24 protein-coding genes and 1 pseudogene are annotated in these 19,938 nt (G+C 50.1%); 10 read left to right on the top strand and 15 right to left on the bottom strand.

From position 1 onward, the window contains the following. The first annotated feature begins 3 nt into the window (after window positions 1-3). Together gatE and trxB are read left to right on the top strand one after the other, a co-directional pair. Complete coding sequence (gene gatE / locus DNK57_RS02330; RefSeq protein ID WP_192961459.1) at window positions 4-1,863, top strand: Glu-tRNA(Gln) amidotransferase subunit GatE; 1,860 nt, start codon at window positions 4-6, stop codon at window positions 1,861-1,863. 180 nt (window positions 1,864-2,043) lie between these two features. Further along, window positions 2,044-2,952 (top strand): thioredoxin-disulfide reductase, encoded by a 909-nt coding sequence (gene trxB, locus DNK57_RS02325; protein ID WP_192961458.1) that lies wholly within the window; start codon window positions 2,044-2,046, stop codon window positions 2,950-2,952. A gap of 404 nt (window positions 2,953-3,356) precedes the next feature. Here the strand turns inward: trxB and DNK57_RS02320 are convergent, their stop codons facing one another. Further along, window positions 3,357-3,509 carry a hypothetical protein gene (locus DNK57_RS02320; RefSeq protein WP_192961457.1) on the bottom strand — a complete coding sequence of 51 codons (153 nt, stop codon included), beginning with the start codon at window positions 3,507-3,509 and terminating at the stop codon, window positions 3,357-3,359. Window positions 3,510-3,569: 60 nt separating this feature from the next. Here DNK57_RS02320 and DNK57_RS02315 point away from each other — a divergent pair, with 60 nt between their 5' ends. The 4 genes from DNK57_RS02315 (at window position 3,570) to DNK57_RS02300 (ending at window position 6,035) form a co-directional block, all read left to right on the top strand. Next, window positions 3,570-4,127: a GMP synthase subunit A gene (locus tag DNK57_RS02315; protein WP_192961456.1), complete on the top strand. Its 558-nt coding sequence runs from the start codon at window positions 3,570-3,572 to the stop codon at window positions 4,125-4,127. Window positions 4,128-4,225: 98 nt separating this feature from the next. Further along, window positions 4,226-5,152: a glutamine-hydrolyzing GMP synthase gene (gene guaA / locus DNK57_RS02310; protein ID WP_192961455.1), complete on the top strand. Its 927-nt coding sequence runs from the start codon at window positions 4,226-4,228 to the stop codon at window positions 5,150-5,152. A 174-nt stretch (window positions 5,153-5,326) separates the two neighbouring features. After that, window positions 5,327-5,782, top strand: a complete 456-nt coding sequence (gene msrB / locus DNK57_RS02305) for a peptide-methionine (R)-S-oxide reductase MsrB (RefSeq protein ID WP_192961454.1) — start codon at window positions 5,327-5,329, stop codon at window positions 5,780-5,782. Window positions 5,783-5,801: 19 nt separating this feature from the next. Next, on the top strand, window positions 5,802-6,035 hold the full coding sequence (locus DNK57_RS02300; protein ID WP_226890987.1) for a hypothetical protein: 234 nt from the start codon (window positions 5,802-5,804) through the stop codon (window positions 6,033-6,035). On the opposite strand, the gene DNK57_RS02295 is transcribed toward DNK57_RS02300, so the two are convergent. The 5 genes and pseudogenes from DNK57_RS02295 to DNK57_RS09230 all read right to left on the bottom strand — a co-directional run. Beyond that, window positions 6,036-6,398 carry a hypothetical protein gene (locus DNK57_RS02295; RefSeq protein WP_192961452.1) on the bottom strand — a complete coding sequence of 121 codons (363 nt, stop codon included), beginning with the start codon at window positions 6,396-6,398 and terminating at the stop codon, window positions 6,036-6,038. It abuts the gene before it with no gap. A 117-nt stretch (window positions 6,399-6,515) separates the two neighbouring features. Next, entirely contained in the window at window positions 6,516-6,740 is a 225-nt protein-coding gene (locus DNK57_RS08990) for a restriction endonuclease (RefSeq protein ID WP_264291546.1), read from the bottom strand. Then, on the bottom strand, window positions 6,670-6,828 hold the full coding sequence (locus DNK57_RS09360; protein ID WP_394354485.1) for a restriction endonuclease: 159 nt from the start codon (window positions 6,826-6,828) through the stop codon (window positions 6,670-6,672). The genes DNK57_RS08990 and DNK57_RS09360 overlap by 71 nt, the downstream gene beginning before the upstream one ends. A gap of 66 nt (window positions 6,829-6,894) precedes the next feature. Continuing rightward, on the bottom strand, window positions 6,895-7,179 hold the full coding sequence (locus DNK57_RS09235) for a hypothetical protein (protein ID WP_264291545.1): 285 nt from the start codon (window positions 7,177-7,179) through the stop codon (window positions 6,895-6,897). Window positions 7,180-7,224: 45 nt separating this feature from the next. After that, window positions 7,225-7,409, bottom strand: a pseudogene (locus DNK57_RS09230) (winged helix-turn-helix domain-containing protein); the annotation flags it as partial. A 284-nt stretch (window positions 7,410-7,693) separates the two neighbouring features. On the opposite strand from DNK57_RS09230, the gene DNK57_RS02285 reads away from it, so the two are divergent. After that, a complete protein-coding gene (locus DNK57_RS02285; RefSeq protein ID WP_192961451.1) occupies window positions 7,694-8,857 on the top strand; it encodes an Nre family DNA repair protein in 1,164 nt (387 codons plus the stop codon). A gap of 4 nt (window positions 8,858-8,861) precedes the next feature. After that, window positions 8,862-9,824 (top strand): DegT/DnrJ/EryC1/StrS family aminotransferase, encoded by a 963-nt coding sequence (locus tag DNK57_RS02280; protein WP_192961450.1) that lies wholly within the window; start codon window positions 8,862-8,864, stop codon window positions 9,822-9,824. Here the strand turns inward: DNK57_RS02280 and cgi121 are convergent. The 5 genes from cgi121 to DNK57_RS02255 form a co-directional block, all read right to left on the bottom strand. Further along, window positions 9,811-10,281: a KEOPS complex subunit Cgi121 gene (gene cgi121, locus DNK57_RS02275; RefSeq protein WP_192961449.1), complete on the bottom strand. Its 471-nt coding sequence runs from the start codon at window positions 10,279-10,281 to the stop codon at window positions 9,811-9,813. The genes DNK57_RS02280 and cgi121 overlap by 14 nt on opposite strands. A gap of 10 nt (window positions 10,282-10,291) precedes the next feature. Beyond that, a complete protein-coding gene (locus DNK57_RS02270; RefSeq protein WP_192961448.1) occupies window positions 10,292-11,782 on the bottom strand; it encodes a 2-isopropylmalate synthase in 1,491 nt (496 codons plus the stop codon). Between the two features lie 175 nt (window positions 11,783-11,957). Then, the gene (locus DNK57_RS02265; protein WP_192961447.1) at window positions 11,958-12,968 is read right to left on the bottom strand and encodes a TIGR01177 family methyltransferase; all 1,011 of its coding nucleotides are present in this window, start codon (window positions 12,966-12,968) and stop codon (window positions 11,958-11,960) included. Further along, window positions 12,959-14,086 (bottom strand): geranylgeranyl reductase family protein, encoded by a 1,128-nt coding sequence (locus tag DNK57_RS02260; protein WP_192961446.1) that lies wholly within the window; start codon window positions 14,084-14,086, stop codon window positions 12,959-12,961. Before DNK57_RS02260 ends, DNK57_RS02265 begins: the two co-directional genes overlap by 10 nt. Continuing rightward, window positions 14,079-14,846 carry a PH domain-containing protein gene (locus DNK57_RS02255; protein WP_192961445.1) on the bottom strand — a complete coding sequence of 256 codons (768 nt, stop codon included), beginning with the start codon at window positions 14,844-14,846 and terminating at the stop codon, window positions 14,079-14,081. The genes DNK57_RS02260 and DNK57_RS02255 overlap by 8 nt, the downstream gene beginning before the upstream one ends. A 139-nt stretch (window positions 14,847-14,985) precedes the next feature. Between DNK57_RS02255 and DNK57_RS02250 the strand changes: the two genes are divergently transcribed. Then, window positions 14,986-15,705, top strand: coding sequence for a UPF0280 family protein (locus tag DNK57_RS02250; protein WP_192961444.1), 720 nt, complete (start codon window positions 14,986-14,988; stop codon window positions 15,703-15,705). Window positions 15,706-15,967: 262 nt separating this feature from the next. On the opposite strand, the gene DNK57_RS02245 is transcribed toward DNK57_RS02250, so the two are convergent. Next, window positions 15,968-17,200: a proteasome-activating nucleotidase gene (locus DNK57_RS02245; protein ID WP_192961443.1), complete on the bottom strand. Its 1,233-nt coding sequence runs from the start codon at window positions 17,198-17,200 to the stop codon at window positions 15,968-15,970. A gap of 106 nt (window positions 17,201-17,306) precedes the next feature. Between DNK57_RS02245 and DNK57_RS02240 the strand changes: the two genes are divergently transcribed. Next, entirely contained in the window at window positions 17,307-17,774 is a 468-nt protein-coding gene (locus DNK57_RS02240) for a multiprotein bridging factor aMBF1 (RefSeq protein ID WP_192961442.1), read from the top strand. Window positions 17,775-17,851: 77 nt separating this feature from the next. On the opposite strand, the gene DNK57_RS02235 is transcribed toward DNK57_RS02240, so the two are convergent. Genes DNK57_RS02235 through DNK57_RS02225 form a run of 3 tightly spaced genes read right to left on the bottom strand, consistent with a single transcriptional unit; the run spans window position 17,852 to window position 19,905 of the window. Next, window positions 17,852-18,202, bottom strand: coding sequence for a DUF356 domain-containing protein (locus DNK57_RS02235; RefSeq protein WP_192961441.1), 351 nt, complete (start codon window positions 18,200-18,202; stop codon window positions 17,852-17,854). Between the two features lie 3 nt (window positions 18,203-18,205). Continuing rightward, complete coding sequence (locus tag DNK57_RS02230; protein ID WP_192961488.1) at window positions 18,206-19,462, bottom strand: hypothetical protein; 1,257 nt, start codon at window positions 19,460-19,462, stop codon at window positions 18,206-18,208. After that, on the bottom strand, window positions 19,462-19,905 hold the full coding sequence (locus tag DNK57_RS02225) for a hypothetical protein (RefSeq protein WP_192961440.1): 444 nt from the start codon (window positions 19,903-19,905) through the stop codon (window positions 19,462-19,464). Before DNK57_RS02225 ends, DNK57_RS02230 begins: the two co-directional genes overlap by 1 nt. Window positions 19,906-19,938 lie beyond the last annotated feature (33 nt).

Raw genomic sequence — 19,938 nt, 5'->3', positions numbered from 1 at the left:
AAAATGGACTGGGAGAAAATAGGACTCAGGATGGGCCTTGAGATACACCAGCAGCTTGATACAGAGAGTAAGCTCTTCTGTCCCTGCAGAACAGAACTCACCGATTCTGAACCCGACCATGATATTGTAAGGAACCTCAGGCCAACCCAGAGCGAGCTCGGGAAATTCGACAGAGCAGCCTTTGAGGAGGCCATGAGGAGGCTCCACTTCCACTACGAGAACTACTTCGAGGAAACATGCCTCGTTGAGGCGGATGAGGAGCCCCCACACCCCCTGAACCCGGAGGCACTTGAAATCGCAGTTACCATCGCACTCCTCCTTAACATGAGGGTCGTTGATGAGTTCCACACCATGAGGAAGCAGGTGATCGATGGGAGTAACACCGGCGGATTCCAGAGGACAGGACTCGTTGCAACCGACGGGCACCTCGAAACCCCCCAGGGGACAGTCAAAATAGAGAACCTCTGCCTTGAGGAGGACGCCGCAAGGAGGATCAGGGAGACAGGTGACGGCGTGGTCTTCAGACTGGACCGGCTCGGCATACCCCTCGTTGAGATAACCACCGACCCCTCAATTAGTGACCCCCAGCAGCTGAGGGAGGTCGCCTACCAGATAGGGCAGATCCTGAGGAGCACCAGGGTCAAGAGGGGCCTTGGAACCATAAGGCAGGACCTCAACATATCCATACGTGATGGCGCCAGGGTGGAGGTGAAGGGGGTCCAGGACCTTGACCTCATACCCGAGATAGTTGAGAGGGAGGTCAGGAGGCAGCTCAGCCTGGTTGAGATAAGGAACACCCTCCAGGAGAGGGGCGCCATGGTTGAGGATGAAATATTCGATGTATCAGACGTATTCACAGATACAGAATCAAGGATAATCTCCTCAGCGGAGTCTGTACTCGCAGTTAAACTGAGGGGCTTTGACGGTCTCATAGGGGTTGAAATCCAGCCGGGAAGGCGCCTAGGCACCGAGATGGCCGATTATGCTAAAAAGAGGGGTGTGAGCGGCATATTCCACACCGATGAACTCCCTGCCTACGGTATAACAGAGGACGAGGTTCAGGGCCTCAGGGAGGCCGCTGGTGCCTCACCAGGTGATGCGGTTGTCATGGTTGCCCATGACAGGGACACCGCAGAGAAGGCCCTCAGGGAGGTTATAAGGCGTGCGGAGATGGCCATCCAGGGCGTCCCTGAGGAGACAAGGAAGGCCCTGCCAGACGGTAACACACAGTACCTGAGGCCACTGCCGACCTCAAGCAGGATGTACCTTGAAACAGACATACCCCTCTTCAGGATAGAGGAGGATCTCATCGAGGACATCAGGAGGAACCTGCCTGAGCTTCCATCAGAGAAGAAGGAGAGGATAATGAGGGAGTACGGTTTGAGTGAGGACCTGGCATCACAGCTGGTTAAGCGTAACCTTGTGGATGAATTCGAGGCTCTCGTAGAGTTCAGGGTCGATGTAACCGTGATAGCCTCACTCCTGGCCTACACCCTGAGGGAGCTCAGGAGGGAGGGCCATGATGTGGATGGCCTGGGCCTTGATGAACTTAGAGATGCCATTAAACTCCTTGAGGATGGTAAGATCTCCAGGGATGCCCTCCGGGACATAGTGGCCTGCATGGCTGATGAAGGCCTTGCAGCAGAGGATGCTGCCGCTAAGCTCAACCTCCTCCTCCTTTCAGAGGATGAGATCCAGGCCATAATCCAGGACATCGTTGAGGGTAACCTCGATATGATATCTGAGAGGGGTATGGGTGCAATGGGTCCCCTTATGGGGAAGGCCATGGGCAGGCTCCGGGGAAGGGCTGATGGTAAGGTTGTAAACAGGATCCTCAGGGAGAAAATCCAGGAAAGGCTCTAAAAAAGTCCATCTCTATGGAAAATAGTCGACGGACCCTGAAAAACTCCCCCCCCTTTGTGGGAACTGCTACTTTCAGAATCTTTTTTTAATATTAACTGCTCCATCCTGTGAAATATTAATTTGAGTGTAAGTGAAATCTTTATCTCCATTGACGACCAAGATACTCATTAAGGTGGTATGATGACCGATTATGATATAATAGTTATAGGGGCTGGCCCTGCCGGGCTCACAGCCGGCATCTATGGTGGAAGGCAGGGAAGCAGCGTGCTGATGCTGGATAAGGGCCCGGCCGGTGGACTGGGCCTCGAGGTGCCCATGATGGAGAACTACCCTGGATTTGAGATGATCGCAGGTATGAGCCTGGTTACAAGGATGAAGAAACAGGCCACCGCTGTTGCAGAGCTGAGGGAAATGGAGGAGGTTAAGGAGATAGAGAAAGGTGATGTGTTCACCGTCAAGACATCAAGGGACACCTACACCGCCTCCGCAATAATCTTCGCAACTGGAAGCAGGCACAGGCAGCTTGGAGTGCCGGGAGAGAATGACCTCCTCGGGAAGGGTGTATCATACTGTGCAACCTGTGACGGTCCACTGTACAAGGGTAGAAGGGTCCTCATGGTTGGCGGTGGTAACAGTGCAGCCCAGGAGGCCGTTTTCCTCAAGAACATAGGCTGTGATGTGAGTATCGTCCACAGGAGGGATGAACTTAGGGCCGATAGGTACCTCCAGGACAGGCTTCGTGAGATGGGTATCCCTGTGATCTGGAACTCTGTGGTCAGGGAGATAAGGGGTGATGATAGGGTTGAGGAGGTCGTCATCCACAACCGTGAAACCGGCCAGGAAGAGACCGTCAAGGTTGACGGGGTGTTCATATCAATAGGCGAAGAACCCCTCAACCAGCTTGCAGTTGACCTCGGTGTTAAGGTGGATGATGGAGGCTACATCATAACAGATAAGTGGCAGAGAACAAACGTGCCCCTCGTGTATGCCGCGGGAGATATAACAGGTGGTCTGAACCAGTGGGTGACCGCATGTGCAGAGGGTGCCATAGCAGCAACCTACGCCTACCGTGAAATACAGAGCTACTGATAAAATACTGCCAAAAAATAATCTCTCATTCCTTTTTATGGTGAAATACAGAGCTACTGATAAAATACTGCCAAAAAATAATCTCTCATTCCTTTTTATGGTGAAATACAGAGCTACTGATAAAATACTGCCAAAAAATAATCTCTCATTCCTTTTTATGGTGAAATACAGAGCTACTGATAAAATACTGCCAAAAAATAATCTCTCATTCCTTTTTATGGTGAAATACAGAGCTACTGATAAAATACTGCCAAAAAATAATCTCTCATTCCTTTTTATGGTGAAATACAGAGCTACTGATAAAATACTGCCAAAAAATAATCTCTCATTCCTTTTTATGTATTCTTTTTATGTGGTGTCACACAGCACCCACCAACACCAGTAAACTATTCTGGATACGCGCATCAACCGCAAACACTCCCTCCCCTGAGGAAGATGTATATGATGTATGCAATTATAAGGACCACTATCACCGGTAGCAGCCATACCAGAACATAGAAAGCAACAACTGCAAGGACAAGTGCAACCAGAATGTAAATTATATCCACGGCCTCCATAATATTTAATTATCCAGTGAAATATAAATAGGTTTTCAGAATCAGAAGAGGAGAATGTTTATGATACTCATCATCAACAATCACGGCCAGTACAATCACAGGATACACAGGACGCTCAGGTATCTCCAGATACCCTCCGAGCTTGTACCCAACACCACACCCCTTGATGATATCATCTCACGGGACCCTGATGGCCTCATACTGGGTGGTGGACCCTCACTCGAGAGGTCCGGTAACTGTGTGGAGTACATACAGAACCTCGAAATACCCATCCTCGGCATATGCCTGGGCCACCAGCTGATAGCAAAGGCCTACGGTGGAGAGGTTGCGACGGCAGAGGCAGAGAGCTACGCCCAGATCGAACTCGAAATACTCGACGAGGACGACATATTCAGGGGACTGGGGCCAAGGATGAGCGTATGGGCCTCCCACAAGGACGAGGTTAAGAAGCTGCCAGATGAATTCGATGTCCTGGCAACGTCAAGCATATGTGAAGTGGAGGCCATGAAACACCATGATAAACCGGTGTATGGTATACAGTTCCACCCTGAGGTTCACCATACAAGGGATGGGCACAGGGTCTTCGAGAACTTCCATGAGGTCTGCAGGTCCCCATGATGTACCCTCGGGTAACTTCCAGCCAAAAGCCACCATCCTTAACATTAAATACATGTCCCGCAAGATATTAAATCAATCATTTTTATCCGGTGATACTTATGCTGAATCCATCTGATTTTATTGAAGAAGCAGTTGAAGAGATAAGAAGTACCGTTGGTGATGAAAAGGCCATAATAGCACTATCAGGAGGAGTTGACAGTTCCGTGGCCTCTGTTCTTGCAGGTAAGGCCATAGGGGACAACCTGACAGCGGTATTTGTTGACCACGGCCTCCTAAGGGAGGGGGAAGCAGAGTACGTCAAGAAAACCTTCAGTGAACGCCTGAACTTCCGCTACATCGACGCCTCAGATGAGTTCCTGAAGGAACTTGAGGGTGTCACAGACCCTGAGGAGAAGCGTAAGATAATTGGAAGGGTCTTCATTGAGGTCTTTGAGAGGGTCGCCGAGGAGATAGGTGCAAGGTACCTGGTGCAGGGTACAATAGCCCCCGACTGGATTGAGAGTGAGGGCCAGATAAAGTCCCACCATAACGTTGCACTCCCACACGGACTTGTACTTGAGATAGTTGAACCCATAAGGGAGCTCTACAAGGATGAGGTGCGTGAAATTGGCCTTGAACTGGGCCTTCCACGTGAGATGATCCAGAGGCAACCCTTCCCTGGTCCAGGGCTTGCAGTGAGGATAGTCGGAGAGATAACCCGGGAGAAGATTGAGATATGCCGCAGGGCCAACGCCATAGTCGAGGAGGAGGTTGTTGATAGCGGCCTCCATGAGAGTCTCTGGCAGTACTTCGCTGTACTGACTGACACCATGGTCACAGGGGTTAAGGGGGACGTGAGGGACTTCGGATACCTCGTGGTTATAAGGATGGTGGAATCCCTTGACGCCATGACAGCAAGTGTCCCTGAACTCCCATGGGATCTCATAAAGAGGATATCAAAGCGTATAACCGCCGAGATACCTGAGGTAACCCATGTGGCTCTTTCTGTAAGTGATAAGCCTCCAAGCACCATTGAATTTGCCTGAAAAAATAGTGAAAAGCCACAAAATCTTTTTTTTCTGAATATCAGAGCACAGAAAAACAAAAACCTTTTTTTCTTAAGATGCCTGAAAAAAATCATCAGCTCCCATTCCGAGATGTAAATTATGAAAGTGAATCCTTGATTAACTAAATAATCTATGAATCACATAATCTGATGTATGAAAGAAAGGATCCCAATATTCTCTGTTGCAAAAAATCGTGTTGAGATGGTTGAGAGGATCGAACTCTCAGATGATGAGTGGCGGGAGATACTTGACCCGGAGGCCTTCCGTGTTGCAAGGCAAGCAGGAACAGAGCCCCCATTCACAGGCAGATACCATGACCTCCACGAGGACGGCATATACCGCTGCATATGCTGTGGCACAGACCTCTTTGACTCAGAGACCAAATTCGATTCAGGGACAGGGTGGCCGAGCTTCTATGATGTGGTATCCGAACACAACATCAAACTGAGGGAGGACCGCAGTCTCGGCATGGTACGCTGTGAGGTCCTCTGTGCAAGGTGCGACGCCCACCTCGGCCATGTATTCGATGACGGCCCCAGGCCCACAGGTAAGAGGTACTGCATGAACTCAGCGGCACTGAAGTTCATCCCCAGGGATCAGATAAGCTGAAATGCAGGAAGGTGCTGGAATGGCTGAGGACTTTGGAAGGTACTGGGTGGCCGGACTCATAATGGCGGTTGCAACAGGGCTAATAAACACACTGACATACATCATCGGGAGATGGAGGCCCATTTTTTATCCTGAATGGCTCATCGGCCTCCTTACAGGGATCGCCGGTGTATCAATGTTCATTCTGGTCCCATGGATCTATGGACGCCTCGTGGAGTTCATCTACATCCACTTCATCAGTGGTGAGGACTGATCAGGGACCGTTAAACATTGCAGCAGCCCTGTTCAGTAACTCGTTGGCCTCGTTTATCATGAGGCCAGAGTGAACGAAGTGATCATCATCCCAATCATCATAGAATCTCATGAACTCCCTTATTGCCCCAAGGTAGGTTCCAGCGGCCTTAACTATTAAACTGTGAATATCCCCAAGGCCAGGATCCGGGACTTCACCTGATATGTCCCTGAAGACTTCGTTGAGAGAACGCTCTATATCCATGAATTCCCTCCTGAGTTCCTGGGGGTCCCTGCCACCCTTCAGGAGTAGAAGGTTGCCCTGGAACCTGTTTACATTGTACCCTATTCTCTGGACATGCCTCTGCATCCTCTTTGAGTACATTGAAGATCCTCCATTAATTTAATCCCTTCAGATTCAAACATCCAATGACTGAAATTAACTTTTAATGGGGTGGTGGATAAGCCTTATTTATATCATGAGGTGATTCTGCAAAGCCTTTTATTCCTCTGAGAAGTAATCTGTGTCTATCTTTTTGATCTCGTAGGATGTGACCCTTGATACGCCGACGTCGTGGTCGATCATCAGCTGGGCCAGTTCCTCGCCGTCAATGAGGACTATCCTGTTACTGATGCTTGATGCGTATTCCCTGGCTTTATCTGAAAATTTGGATGTTGTGATAAAGACTCCCTTCCAGGATTTCCGGGCCCTGCAGGGCGCCTGCAAATTTCTGTATTTCGGGTCGAGATACGGTGTCCTGCCATCTCTTTGCCTGGATATAGATGGTGTCCAGGCCCAGTTTGTCCTCCTTTATGATGCCGTCTATTCCACCTTCTCCAATTTTTCCTATGGCTTTGCCTGCATCCCTCCTTGAGCCGCCTTAGCCCATTTTCAGCAGGAGGTCCACAAACAGTTTTTCGAAGAATTCCGGGGAGCATGACATGATCTTTTCAAGCAAATCCCTGGCCAGCTCATTCCTTAAGGTCTGGTAACTGTATTCCAGTGATTCTTCTGGAGTGAGATCTCCACCTGAATTATTATTCCATTGCGCCCTTGAAATTTTTCCTGCCGGTTCTTCTTTACCGCCAATAAAAGCAGCAAAATCAGGGTACTGTTCCAGAAAACCATCTTCAAGTTCAATGGGCTTCCTCTCTAAAAACCTCAAACCTTTAGAGGTTATCCTTATATAGCCCCTTCGTGGGGACTCCATCAGGCCGGCCTTTTTTAGGGTTGTGCGTGCCCAGTCACACGATTATCAAAGAATCTGTTCTTCCCGCTGGGTATAAGTCTCCTCTTCTCCTCATCAGTCAACTGAAATTGTTCGGCAAGCTCATCATAAACTTCTTTAATATAATGCTCCTTTCCATCCGCTACAAGTTTTAGGAGGGGTAACATTACCTCCTTATAATTCGGTATGGCCATATTAATCACCTGAACATCATTTAATATAGATCATTGATGGTTAATAATTTTCGTTTTTTAGAAAGAATATTCCTCCCTATTAAGGCACAGCCATCCACAGATCACAGTTTTTTAGAAACAGTATTCTTTAGTTGCATAAGATGGATATGTGCTTTGTCTGGTTTTCCTGCACCTGAGGTTGATTCAGGGGTGTCAGATTATAAATATCTGATGGATCTCTACAACTCATATAATAAGGATCCAACAGAACATTAGTTATGATAAGGTCAAAGTACGCCTTCCTCCAGAGACTCACAAGGGACCTCAAAATGAAATCAATAAGCATAGGGGAGGAACTGGAGGGAGCAACACCCCCATCTGTCTTCATAGGTAGCTGGAACTACCCGAAGGTCTATGCGGGCCCCATGATAGCGCCAGTGCAGGAAGAGGTTGAAATATTTGACTCCCCTGAACGGTGGATACCTGAGAGGAAGACCCAGGAGGAGATCATAGACTACCGCCTCAACCTTGTAAGGGGCAAACAGCTGGTGGGTGTCCGCGACCTGGACAATCAGCTCGTTGAAAAGCTCCAGGAGATATCCCTCTCCTCCGGGGCCATTGAGAGCGAGGCCCAGTTCAGAAGGAAACCACAGGGGCTCTTCTTCAGCGAGGAACAGACACCCCACGGTCCCAGCGCAGTGCTCGAAAACTTTGAGATAGACAACGTGAAATGGGACCGTGAACTTGAGAGGGTCTACTATGACACTGACCTCAGGGCACGGGAGGCCATAGTAGAGCTACACCGGAGGGGCACACCCTTCTCGGCGGTGCAGAAGGCCCTCTCGGTTGGCGCCCTTGGAGATGGGAGGAGGAGAAAGCTTGTACCGACGAGGTGGTCCATAACGGCCTGTGACAGCACCCTGGCCGATCACTTCCTCCGCAGGGTCCTTGAATATGAGACCATAGACACCTTCAGGGTCCATGAGTTTGAGAGCCTCAAAAACCATTACCTGATACTCCTGACACCCTCAGAGTGGCAGTATGAATGGATGGAGGCCTTCATGAAGGGGGATGGCCGTGCCATGATATTCTCAGACCATGAGGGAGGTAAGGGTAAGAGGGAATATTCGAGGGTCGGTGGCTGCTACTACAGCGCCAAGATGGCTGTCCTTGAGGCCCTTGACAGGGAGGAGAAACAGGCGGGGGCAATCATCCTTAGGGAGGCGTACCCTGGCTACGTGCCCCTGGGAGTATTCAACGTCAGGGAGAACGTGAAAAATGCCATGAAAACGAAGCCCAAAGTATTCAATGACCTGAGGGGTGCACTAAAATTCATTGATGGTGCACTTGAACTTGGACTTGAGGCCTTCAGGGAGAGGAGCAGCCTCCTGAAGGAACTTGAAACATCCCGGCAGACAACCCTGGACTCATTCTTCAGGTGATAGTATGAAGCTGAAATTCAGAGAACCATCTGCAGAGACAAGGAGGGCAGTTTGCCGCGCTGCACTCTACGGGGAAGTACATGACCCCGAGGCCCGGATTAGGGAGGTGACAGGGCACAGGTACGCCAGGCTACTCAACAGTGGAAATGCTGCCATACTCCTCCTCTCCCACCGCCTTGAGGGACCCTTCCTGGTACCAGACCAGGGCGGCTGGAGGGGATTCAGGAGGATACCTGAAATAACAGGGAGGGAGGTCCTCAGCGTAGAGACAGACAGGGGGCTCCTGGACCCTGATGTCCTGGACGCCAGGCTGGATGAGACAGGTGCCAGGGCACTCCTTGTAACAAGCTTCGCAGGCTACACAGCAGAACAGCCCATCAGGGAACTTTCAGATGTCTGCAGATCCCATGGGGCCCTCCTGGTTGAGGACGCCTCAGGGAGCGTCTCAGACCCCCTGGGGAGACTGTGCAATGGAAAAATCAGTGACATCATAATAGCATCCACAGGGGCCCCTAAAACCGTGAACGCAGGTGGCGGGGGCTTCATATCAACTTCAATCCCGGAAATCGTGCAGCAGGACATGCTCCTATCCGCCCTCAAAGCTGACCCCTATGTGAGGGCTGCTGTGGCCCTTGAGATGGAGGCAGCTGAGAGAAACCTCACAGAGACCCTCAGGGCCTGCAGTTACCTCAAGGAGAACCTTGAAGGAGCCCTGCACCCTGAAAGGAGGGGTATAAATGTCATAATACCATCCGGTGACCCCCAGGGTGATGTGAGTCGCCTCAGGAGGGTCATAGATGCCGGGGGGAGGAGTATATTCACGCGGTGCCCATCCTATGACCGGGTCCTTGAGAGTGCAGTTGCAGTTGAGGTTAAAAACCTTGATGTGGATTGCCTGACCTATGAAAACCTTGAGGAGATGGCCGAGTTAATCTCATCGACCATGGGTGCAACTAGGCCACGGTGAGCATTGTGGTCCTCTCGATGAGGGCATCCACGACACCCACTGTTTCAGCCTCCCTGCCGAGGCCGTAGATACTCCTCAGGTGCTTCTCATCCGGTTCAAGGACCCCCTCATCCCTCTCAAAAATTGAATCCAGAAATTTAACCTCCTCATCCTCGCAGTCAACAAGGACCGCGCATATCTCCATTTCGCCCTCCATGATACCCAGGAGTTCCAGGGCCCTGCTTATCTGCCTCATACCTGCAATGCGGAGGCATATCTCGATCCCCATGTCAATGGAGATATTCTGACCCCTCTCAAAGGCCTTCAGTGCATGTATTGCTCCATGGATGGCATGTTCCCTGCCTGCAACTGCCCTGGCATCCATGAGCTGAACCGTGCATGGAAAGCCCTTTATATCCTCAAGGAGTCCCCTGAGGTCCCTGACAACTCCACGGTATCCTATAACCTCTATATCCATATTAGCACCATCAATGAGTCCCTTCAGACTTTTGATTGGCCAGAAGCCTGTTAACACCGCTGATGAATGCCTCTACACTGGCCATTATGATATCCGGCTGTGTGCTCCTTGCACTTATCATTCTGTCCCCGTGTCTGAGTTTTATGACAACGTCTATGAGGGCATCTGTACCCCCCGTGATGGCATCCACGTGGTACTCCTCAAGGGTTATGTCTGCAAAGTCCTGGAGGCTCTTCTTTATGGCAACTATCGCTGCGTCCACGGGACCAACACCGGTACCTGCCTCAAGTACCTCCCTGTCATCGACCCTTAGCTTGACGGATGCTGTGGGTGTCACCCTGTTACCCGAGACGATGGTGACCTCCTGGAGGTCAACAACCTTATCCTCCATGACCCCCAGAACATCCTCGGCTATTGCCTGGAGATCCACGTCGGTAACGCATTTACCCATATCCCCAAGGGTCTTGACCCTCCTGAATATCTCCATGAGTTTATCATCGGAGACCTTCATCCCGAGTTCATCAAGTCTCTTCCTGAGGGCATGGGTGCCTATGTGTTTGCCCATAACGAACCTTCTCCTGTGGCCAACCATCTCAGGTGTTATTGGCTCATAGGTCTCAGCCTTCTTGAGGACGCCATCGGCGTGTATCCCTGATTCATGGGCGAAGGCATTCTCTCCCACTATGGCCTTGTTTGGCTGGAGGTAAACTCCGGTCATCCTTGCAACCATCCTTGATGTCTCATAGAGCATCTCTATGTTGATACCCGTGTCCACATCATAGAGGGATTTAAGGGCCACCACGACCTCCTCAAGGGCTGCGTTCCCTGCCCTTTCACCTATACCGTTTATTGTTGCATGGACCTCCGATGCCCCGGCCCTTAAACCTGCGAGGGAGTTTGCAACTGCCAGGCCGAAGTCGTTGTGGCAGTGGACACTCAGTGGCGCCCCGAGATCTGATAGCTCCCTGTAGAACTCATAGGAACGTTCTGGTGTGAGTATGCCGACGGTGTCACAGGCACATATCCTCTCTGCACCGGCATCTATCCCCTCCCTGAATATGGTCCTGAGGAATTCCATGTCACTTCTTGTTGAATCCTCTGCTGAGAGTTCAACCAGGATCCCATGGTCCACCGCATACTCTGTAGAGTCCACCGCCTGGTCGAGGACCTCCTCCCTCGTCTTCCTGAGCTTGTGTTCAAGGTGCAGGTCAGATGTTGGGACCACAAGGTGCACACTGTCAACGTCACATGAGACTGCAGCGTCTATGTCCTCCCGCACAGCCCTTGCAAAGCTGCAGATCTCCGCCCTCAAACCCTCAGATGTGATTTTCCTGATACCTTCCCTTTCACCCTCGGATGTGATTGCTGAGCCCGCCTCGATGATGTCCGCGCCGAGTGCATCGATTTTGAGTGCTATTCTCAGTTTTTCCTCAGGGGTGAGTGAAACCCCTGGTGTCTGTTCTCCATCCCTCAGTGTGGTATCAAGTACTCTAACCTGCAATTTAATCCCCTTCAAGGTGTTCAGAAAATAGTTATCTAGAGTTTGGTTTTAAATGATATATATGGTTAAGTGTACATCCATGTACAGAATGAATGTGGGTGGGCTTCAGATTCCCTGAATTTGAAGGACCCCACCTGGAGGTGCAAGCAACACCAGCTTAGATAACTTCGGGGCACTAAACAATCTCAATCACCCTTATGACCCTCGTGAGGCTCCTGTGCATCCTCATTGAGTACTTCTCCCTTATTCTGAATCTTTCATCAATGAGGCCCTCAAGGTCGAGGTAGTGGGGTGCTGCCATGCAGATTATCCCATCCCCTGCAAGGTTTGAGTGTGCGGAGTCAAGGAATTCCCTGTAAAGCTTCTCACTCCTTTCACCTGCAGTTGAAGCTGATATACCGTAGGGTGGATCGGTTACTATGGCGTTGACCTTCTCATCAAGCCTTAGATCCCTCGCATCGGACCTTATGACCTCAAAGTCGGTTATACCGTAATGCTGAAGGTTCTCACGGGTACCCTCAACCATTCTCCAGTCTATATCAGCACCCATGACCCTCACACCCATGAGGCCCGCCTCTATGAGTATCCCACCTGTACCACAGAACGGGTCAAGGAGCCTGTCACCCGCCTTCACCCCTGAGAGGTTGACCATGCACCTTGCGAGTTTGGGGCTCATTGAACCCGGGTAGAAGAAGGGCCTCTTGTGGGGTCTGGCCTCGTTGAAGTGTTCCTTGCTGATGAATGCGAGGCTCCTTGTGAGGATGAACCTGTCATCAATGAGTACCGGTCTTATGATGGTCCAGGGTTTCTCAAGGTCAACCTTCAGTCCAGTATCCTCCCTTATGATCGCTCCGAGGGTCCTCTCGAGGGTCCTGGAATCCACATCACCACTCAGCTTTTTTATCCTCACTGCAAAGCTGCCCCTTACGTATCTTCCCCAGTCAATTTCCGCTGCAGCAACCTCCAGGTCCTCGGCCCTTGCATAGCCTATGACCTGTGAAATCTCATGGGCATAGGCTAGCCTTTTTTTAAGGATCTTCCATGTACCAGTAGGGGCATCTATGACCTCATATCCACTTCCAGATTCAATGACACTGAAATCTATCCCCTCTGACCTTAGAACAGACCTGAGTTCTGCCTTGGGGAGTTCCGGGTGCTCCTGTGAGAGTAACACCATCATTTCCATATTCCCGCCACCTTCGATGTGAGGATGGATGGTATTATCCTGAACAGGAGTCCCCTCTTCAGAAACTCCATGATGAGGGGTGTCTGTCTGTCCATGTCCCCATATTCTGATATTATCTCCTCCGCACCGTAATCCTTCATCTTACGGAATATATGGTCAAGGTCATCATCTGAGAGTAGTCTGAAGGTCCTCTGAACCCTCATCTGGTTCTTCATCTCTGACATGTAGAGCTTCCTGCAGCCCTCCTGATACTCTTTGAGGTCTGTAACCCCCTCAAGGGCCCCCTGGATGGCCTCTGCTGCCACCCATGCAGTCCTGGATGCCAGAACTATGCCTCCCCCGGTTGTGGGTTTAACCTGCCCGGCGGCATCTCCGAGTAGGATGCATCTTCCCCTCACGAGTCTCACATCCAGGTCGGGTCTGGGGATGAAGCCATGGTGAGATTCAATGACCTCAAAGTCACTGCCAAGGTCTGATAGGAAGCCCTTGAGGAATTCCTTCAGGTTCTGCTGGGGTCCGAATACACCCACCCTGGCTGTCTCTTCATCTACCGGTATCCTCCACAGAAACCCCGGGGAGAGTCTGGAGTCAACCTTCAGGTCCACGAAGTCCGTGTCCATTTCAGTGCCCCTGAACCTCACAAGGTACTGCCTCGCAGGGTACCTTCGGGGTGCGGCGGAGTGTCCCCTGGAATCAACCAGAACATCAGCAATGAGTTCATCACCATTTACCCTGACATGACCTGTTTTTGTATTGAAATCCCTCACCGCAGTTCCATTCATCAATTCTGCGCCGGCTTCCATTGCAAGTTCCGCCAGGTGCTGGTCATAGGCTGTTCTGTCAATTACATGGGCCTCTGGCTCTGCCTTTGAAACCCGGAGGGTTATGCCTGATGGTGAATGTAGAACAGCTCCCCTCACACTGTTAAGTATAACCTCATCGGGGAGTACGTTAACCTCCCTTATCCTGTGTGATACGAGCCCTGCACACTGAAGTGGCAGGCCTATTATCCTTTTCCTCTCAAGGAGTCCTACGCTGAATCCTTTACTTGCTGTGAGCCTTGCAAGTGTTGAACCGGCAGGGCCGGCCCCCATTATGAGAACATCGTAATCACTCATCCCTGCCCTCCCTTCTGTACCTCTTAAACTTCCTTGAGTGCCTCTCCATTATGGATTCATCACACTCCCCCTCTGGAAGGGATCCGCTGCCCGATGACGGGGATTCCTTATCAGGTGCCTCGATGTGGTTACTGCATTCCTCCTCATCAGGGGGGGTGTCCCAGAATTCAGGGTCTGCAAATCCTGGCTCCCTGCCTCTGCGGGATGAGAGTTCCCTGAGGATATCCTCTGCATCATCATATCCCCTCTCTGTGAACCTGCTGATATGGTACTCTATCCTTGAGGGGGACGGTGCATCCCTCAGTATTATGTTTGTGCCCTCGTGGCCCCCGTGGATCTCCACATCTGCAGAGTCAAGGAGTCTCTCTGTTATGCTCTGTGAGAATGACACGTCCACTATCTTTCTGTGGTTTATGTAGTACCTCCTCTTTCTAAGAACCCCCTCCTCAACCATCACCCTCTGGTCGGTGATTATGTAGCGCCTGTTCTTCCAGGAGATCACATCCCAGAGGATGGAGAGAAGGATTATGATTATGACTGCTGTCAGTAGCCATGCTACCTTCCCGGCTACTGTGACACCATAATTTGCAATCAGGATACTGTCAAGGGCCCCGGCTCCCTCGACTATCCCCTGGAATAGGTATGCTATTATCATGGCTGACAGGGCCTTTATTATGGTCGATTTTGAGTTGAGGATGAACCTTGGCCTTGTCTCATATAAAATCCTCTCACCTGGATGTAACCTGTCCCTGCCAAACATGTTATCACAAAACTGACATATACTTGTTAAAAGAAGTTAACTACAATAGGAATTAATCTGTTGTATAGGTTTTTATATCTAATGGTTGGATATGCCCTTTGATCTTTCATTCAATGTATCTTGGAGCTGGTGTGGAATCATGGAAAGGATGGTCATCGGTGAGACCCGCATAAATCTCAGGACAGAAATAAAGAACCACGGACTCTCTGGATTCATCCTGGGGGAGAGGATGAAGCTCATTGATTATATCCAGAGAAATCCTGAGTTCCTAACATCACTTGAACCCGTTTTTGTGTCTGAGGGTCCCCTCATCATCAGGATGATGTCCCGGGCTTCGAGGAGGGCTGAGGTTGGACCCATGGCTGCTGTTGCAGGGACCATATCCCAGCTCTCACTGATGCACCTGATGGGTAAGGGTTCACGGTGCAGTATAATCGACAACGGCGGGGACATAGCCCTTGTTAACAACCGCAAGATCACTGTGGGCCTCTATGCTGGCTCATCATCCCTCTCAGGGACTGTGGGTTTTCTTCTGAAGCCTGGCGGCCCCAGGGGTATCTGCACGTCCTCGGGTACCGTGGGGCACTCCATAAGCTTCGGGCGGGCTGATTCTGTGACGGTCTTTGCATCTGAGGCAAGCACAGCAGATGCCCTAGCGACCTCAATAGCGAACAGTGCAGATGGCCCCGATGATAGATCAGCCGTGGAGAACGCCCTTGAAAGGGCCGATGACTTCAGGGAGCATTTCAGGGGCGTTATGGTCGTGGTGGGTGAACATGCAGGTACCGTCGGCAGAATACCCCGACTTGTAATGACAGATAGAAGGGCCGTTCTTGGTGACCTCTGGGATGAGGTCTAATAAAGGGTAAGACCTGCAGTAAATGGTATAAGAAGAAGCAGCTAACTTAGGTAATTCTAACATGAATGGGATATAAAAGAAGCAGCCACTAAAAATAGAGATATTGATCTAATGATAGATCTAAATAAGATGTAAGAGACAGTCTTATCGGAATGGAAGGTCAATCTGATATGAAAAGAGGTTTATAAGATTACAGCCTCAGATCGCCCATCAATCATCACTTCTCAGAGCTCATAGGGTTCATCACAGGCCATAATCATTATTAACCGAACATCACGCCGGTTTCCTGTTTGTATTCCTCTTCCTTCTCAACACCCATTATCTTATCAACGGCATCCATGAAGTCAGCCATTGTGACCTCATCACGCTCCTCCCTGATTGCAAACATACCGGCCTCGGTACATATTGCCTTGAGGTCTGCGCCTGATGCCCCATCCGTTATCCTTGAAAGGAGTTCAATATCGACCTCCTCTGCAAGGGCCATTCCTGAGGTGTGTATCTTGAGTATCTCCCTTCTACCATCCTCATTTGGTAGAGGCACCTCAATGAACCTGTCGAACCTTCCTGGACGGAGGAGTGCCGGGTCAAGTATGTCTGGCCTGTTGGTTGCTGCAACTATACCCACGTTACCCCTTGATTCGAATCCATCAAGCTCTGCGAGTAGCTGCATGAGTGTCCTCTGAACCTCCCTGTCACCGCTTGTTGAACTCTTAAGCCTCTTGGCTGCCACGGCGTCAATTTCGTCTATGAATATTATGCTTGGGGCCTTCTCCTTGGCCAGCTCAAAGACACCCCTCACGAGCCTTGCACCCTCACCTATGTATTTCCTTACGAACTCTGATGCAACTATCTTTATGAATGTTGCATTGGTCTCATGGGCGACGGCCTTTGCAAGGAGGGTTTTACCTGTACCGGGTGGTCCATAGAGCAGCACACCCTTGGGTGGCTCTATACCTATCTTCTCAAACAGTTCAGGTTTTTTGAGTGGTAATTCCACTGTCTCCTTGACCTCGCGTACCTGTTCCTCGAGGCCACCTATCTGCTCATAGGAGACATCAGGTTTTTCCTCTACTTCCATGCCCGTCACAACGGGGTCCTTCTCGGATGGAAGCACATCCACTATGCTGAAGGTCTGCTGGTTCAGTGCAACCCTTGCACCTGGCTCCAGCTGCTTTCTATCTATGAATCTTGAGTAATTTATTACGAAGTGGGGTCCTGTGGTGCTCTTAACTGCGACCCTGTGATCATCAAGAACCTCTGTGACTGTGGCTATGACCAGTGGCGGGGTCCTGAACCTTTCGATTTCGCCACGAAGGGATTTAACTTCCCTGTCAAGCCTTGTCTTCTCATTTTCAATTAAAAGTTTGTCCTTTTCGAGTTTTCTGATTTTCCACATCAGATTCCTTTTTGTCTTGGAGTTTTCCTCTTTAAGCATTCTAATTTCTTTTTTGAGGTCCTCAATCTTTTTTAATACATTCTGGGAGTTATTTTCCATGATTTTAGAACACTCCTATTTAAATTTTGTTGTATACTATCTTGTTTCTAGTAATATTTAAATATTGGGGTGGGATAAATCTAGTATAAAATAGAAAGGGATCTTCATGAGATGCGAGATTTGCGGTAAAAAGATTGTTGGAAAGCCTTTAAAGACAAAAATCGATAGTTCAGTCATGGAGGTATGCAGGGAATGCTCAAAGTTCGGTAAAATAATCAGAGAACCCACAACACCCCGTAAAAAAAGTTTCAGGAGGCCCACGAAGAGGTCCAGGCGACCCATGGATACCGTTTACGAGGTCGTTGAAGACTACGGCAGGATCATACGGAGTGAGAGGGAGAAGAGGGACTGGTCAAGGGAGGATCTCGCTGAGAGGATCAACGAGAAGGTGTCCGTCATAAACAGGATCGAATCTGAGAGGATGGAACCGGACATCAAGCTCGCAAGGAAGCTTGAAAGGCTCCTCAAGATAAAACTCCTTGAAAAATTTGAGGCCGATGATCTGGAGAAAACAGATGGCGGCCAGTTCCATGGAGCCACGATAGGAGACATAGCAAGAATAAAGAGGGGTTAAATCTAAAAATTCATTCTAAACCCTTCAGATTTCATGTGGGATAGGGCTTCCTTCAAAGACCATACGATTTTTTCTCTTCAACCACCCTTATGGGAGTAGTAGCCCCTCATGATCCTCAGACCGCCAAACATCTCCCTGAGGTCCTGGTATTCATCGTATTCACTGCTAACCACAATCACATGTGCAGGGGGGTGTATCCCTCTGATGGCCATTATGCTTCTGGTATCATCCTCCTCCACCTCAACTGCTGCTGCCACAGAGGACTTCATGTGGAGTTCCCCCAGTATGGATGATGCTATCCTGTCTGCAATATCATTACTGAGAATCCGTGGTTTTCCAAGGACCTTGAGGCCGGCGTGCCTTTCAAGGTCCGCTATGGCGTTCAGAATCTTCTCCCTGCTATCTGCCCTTAGAATTATTAGAGACACCTTTTAACCCCTTCTGAATGAACTTATAAGGCTGCTCCTGAATAGAACAAGGAGCACCATGATGAATCCGATTGCTGTCTGGATGTTACCGAGTATCTCGAGGAGCCCTGAACTTACAGGTAGCTCCATGGGCGGGGCTGTCCTATCATCTGGGAGGGGCGTGTAGTAGACACCCACAGCCCTTGAGCTCGGCTTCACATTTATGTCCTTTGGCTCCACATAGTTGACCCCCACAAGGAACCCGTTCTTTATGGCCCTGTTTATGGATCTGGCTATCGCCTCTGCACTGTAACCATTCTTCTTCACCGATGCCCTCACAATCTCCTGGGTTGTCTGGACAACACCTGCCTCCTCTGTACCGTAGACCGAAACAGATACAGACCCGTTGGTAACCGTTATGGCGTCCCTGAGAGCATCATATGCATAGATAACCCTTAACTTGCTGCCATCCACCGGACAGGTCTGGTAGTTCTCTGCGGCAGGGTACCCTATGCTCCAGCCGCACTCATCGCAGACCTTGACGTAGGGTTCATCCATTGGGTAACCGGTCTCATTTAGGTTCTCGGGTGTGAACATGTCACCTGTGGATACCCCTGAGGCCAGGTTAACTGCACCACCACCATATTTTTCACCGGCGTCCTTTGCAACCTCCTCGAAGACCTTCCCAACGATGTAGGTGGCTGAGTAGCCGTCCCTTATCATCTTACCTATGTTAATCGCGGTCTCCTGACGTACACGGGTTGCTGTACCATACTTGGGGTTTCCATGCGTGTTCCTGAGGTGTATTATTGCGCCCCTCTTACCTGGAGGAAGAACCGCAAGGCCCCCTGAGTAGGGTGTGACTGTTATGGTACCATCGTCCTCCACTATAACCACGTAGGCATCGAAGGAACCACCAACAGCTGCGCCTATACCGGGACCCCCGCACATGACCCTGATTCCAGGGTAACTGTTGGCTGCTGATGCTGCCTCGGCAGCTGTTGCACCATTCTCCAGTCGATTTATGACGTCCATTATTGCCATGAGCCTCGGTGTTGATGCTCCCTCACCACCTGAGAGGACAGCGAACCTCTTCTCCTTGGACATGAGGAAGGTTGACTGGAACATGTTCTGGGCGAAGGACATACTCCCTGCTGCAGCGCCGTTGGGATCCGCCCCTGTGGGGTCAGTGATCACAATAACGTTCATCGTGGCTGACACTGGCCCTATAAGCAGGTTGAAAATGAATAAAAGGGTTATCAGTTTACCTGCTCTCTTCATCAACCCACTCCCCCTGTTCTGTTGGTAACTTTAACCGTGGCGAAGTCCTCGATAACGTTAACAGTGACTATTCCTGTGCTGGTGTCAACCTTCACGTCAGCGGCTGCTATGGGTGTTACACGGGTACCTGGAATTGTTGTCATCTTAACAAACTTCTCGGCATTCTCTATCGCCTCTGAAAGGGGAACCTTCCTCTTGGAGGTTACAAGGACATCACCCTTTATGTAGCTTCCTGGCCGGAAACCTGCCGCATATACATTTGTCTTTATGGATGACAGTGGAACTATATCGTTACCCTTAACTATTACGCCTGCTATTGGAACTCCACCTGTATCCTCCATTGATGAGGCATAGGCCAGGTATGTCATCGCACGGCCTGAGAGGATCAGGATGAATGCCAGCAGGAGTATCACGAGGGTATCCCTTCTGATCTTTATGAGCATAACGGTTCACCTTTAACTGCGTTTCATCACAGT

It is taken from the genome of Methanothermobacter thermautotrophicus, assembly GCF_014889545.1.
GTDB classification, from domain to species: Archaea; Methanobacteriota; Methanobacteria; order Methanobacteriales; family Methanothermobacteraceae; genus Methanothermobacter; species Methanothermobacter thermautotrophicus_A.
The sequence above is the reverse complement of the archived record's forward strand: the minus strand, read 5'-3'. Positions and strand labels throughout refer to the sequence as shown.

Excerpts from the sequence above, each read along its gene's own strand:
- DNK57_RS02240 (WP_192961442.1), top strand. The coding sequence starts at position 17,307 with ATGAGATGCGAGATTTGCGGTAAAAAGATTGTTGGAAAGCCTTTAAAG.
- DNK57_RS02230 (WP_192961488.1), bottom strand. The coding sequence starts at position 19,462 with ATGAAGAGAGCAGGTAAACTGATAACCCTTTTATTCATTTTCAACCTG.
- cgi121 (WP_192961449.1), bottom strand. The coding sequence starts at position 10,281 with ATGGATATAGAGGTTATAGGATACCGTGGAGTTGTCAGGGACCTCAGG.
- DNK57_RS02280 (WP_192961450.1), top strand. The coding sequence starts at position 8,862 with ATGAAGCTGAAATTCAGAGAACCATCTGCAGAGACAAGGAGGGCAGTT.
- DNK57_RS02315 (WP_192961456.1), top strand. The coding sequence starts at position 3,570 with ATGATACTCATCATCAACAATCACGGCCAGTACAATCACAGGATACAC.
- DNK57_RS02225 (WP_192961440.1), bottom strand. The coding sequence starts at position 19,905 with ATGCTCATAAAGATCAGAAGGGATACCCTCGTGATACTCCTGCTGGCA.
- DNK57_RS02300 (WP_226890987.1), top strand. The coding sequence starts at position 5,802 with ATGGCTGAGGACTTTGGAAGGTACTGGGTGGCCGGACTCATAATGGCG.
- guaA (WP_192961455.1), top strand. The coding sequence starts at position 4,226 with ATGCTGAATCCATCTGATTTTATTGAAGAAGCAGTTGAAGAGATAAGA.
- DNK57_RS02260 (WP_192961446.1), bottom strand. The coding sequence starts at position 14,086 with ATGAGTGATTACGATGTTCTCATAATGGGGGCCGGCCCTGCCGGTTCA.
- trxB (WP_192961458.1), top strand. The coding sequence starts at position 2,044 with ATGACCGATTATGATATAATAGTTATAGGGGCTGGCCCTGCCGGGCTC.
- DNK57_RS02250 (WP_192961444.1), top strand. The coding sequence starts at position 14,986 with ATGGAAAGGATGGTCATCGGTGAGACCCGCATAAATCTCAGGACAGAA.
- DNK57_RS02320 (WP_192961457.1), bottom strand. The coding sequence starts at position 3,509 with ATGGAGGCCGTGGATATAATTTACATTCTGGTTGCACTTGTCCTTGCA.
- DNK57_RS02285 (WP_192961451.1), top strand. The coding sequence starts at position 7,694 with ATGATAAGGTCAAAGTACGCCTTCCTCCAGAGACTCACAAGGGACCTC.
- gatE (WP_192961459.1), top strand. The coding sequence starts at position 4 with ATGGACTGGGAGAAAATAGGACTCAGGATGGGCCTTGAGATACACCAG.
- msrB (WP_192961454.1), top strand. The coding sequence starts at position 5,327 with ATGAAAGAAAGGATCCCAATATTCTCTGTTGCAAAAAATCGTGTTGAG.
- DNK57_RS02245 (WP_192961443.1), bottom strand. The coding sequence starts at position 17,200 with ATGGAAAATAACTCCCAGAATGTATTAAAAAAGATTGAGGACCTCAAA.
- DNK57_RS02295 (WP_192961452.1), bottom strand. The coding sequence starts at position 6,398 with ATGTACTCAAAGAGGATGCAGAGGCATGTCCAGAGAATAGGGTACAAT.
- DNK57_RS02265 (WP_192961447.1), bottom strand. The coding sequence starts at position 12,968 with ATGGAAATGATGGTGTTACTCTCACAGGAGCACCCGGAACTCCCCAAG.
- DNK57_RS02255 (WP_192961445.1), bottom strand. The coding sequence starts at position 14,846 with ATGTTTGGCAGGGACAGGTTACATCCAGGTGAGAGGATTTTATATGAG.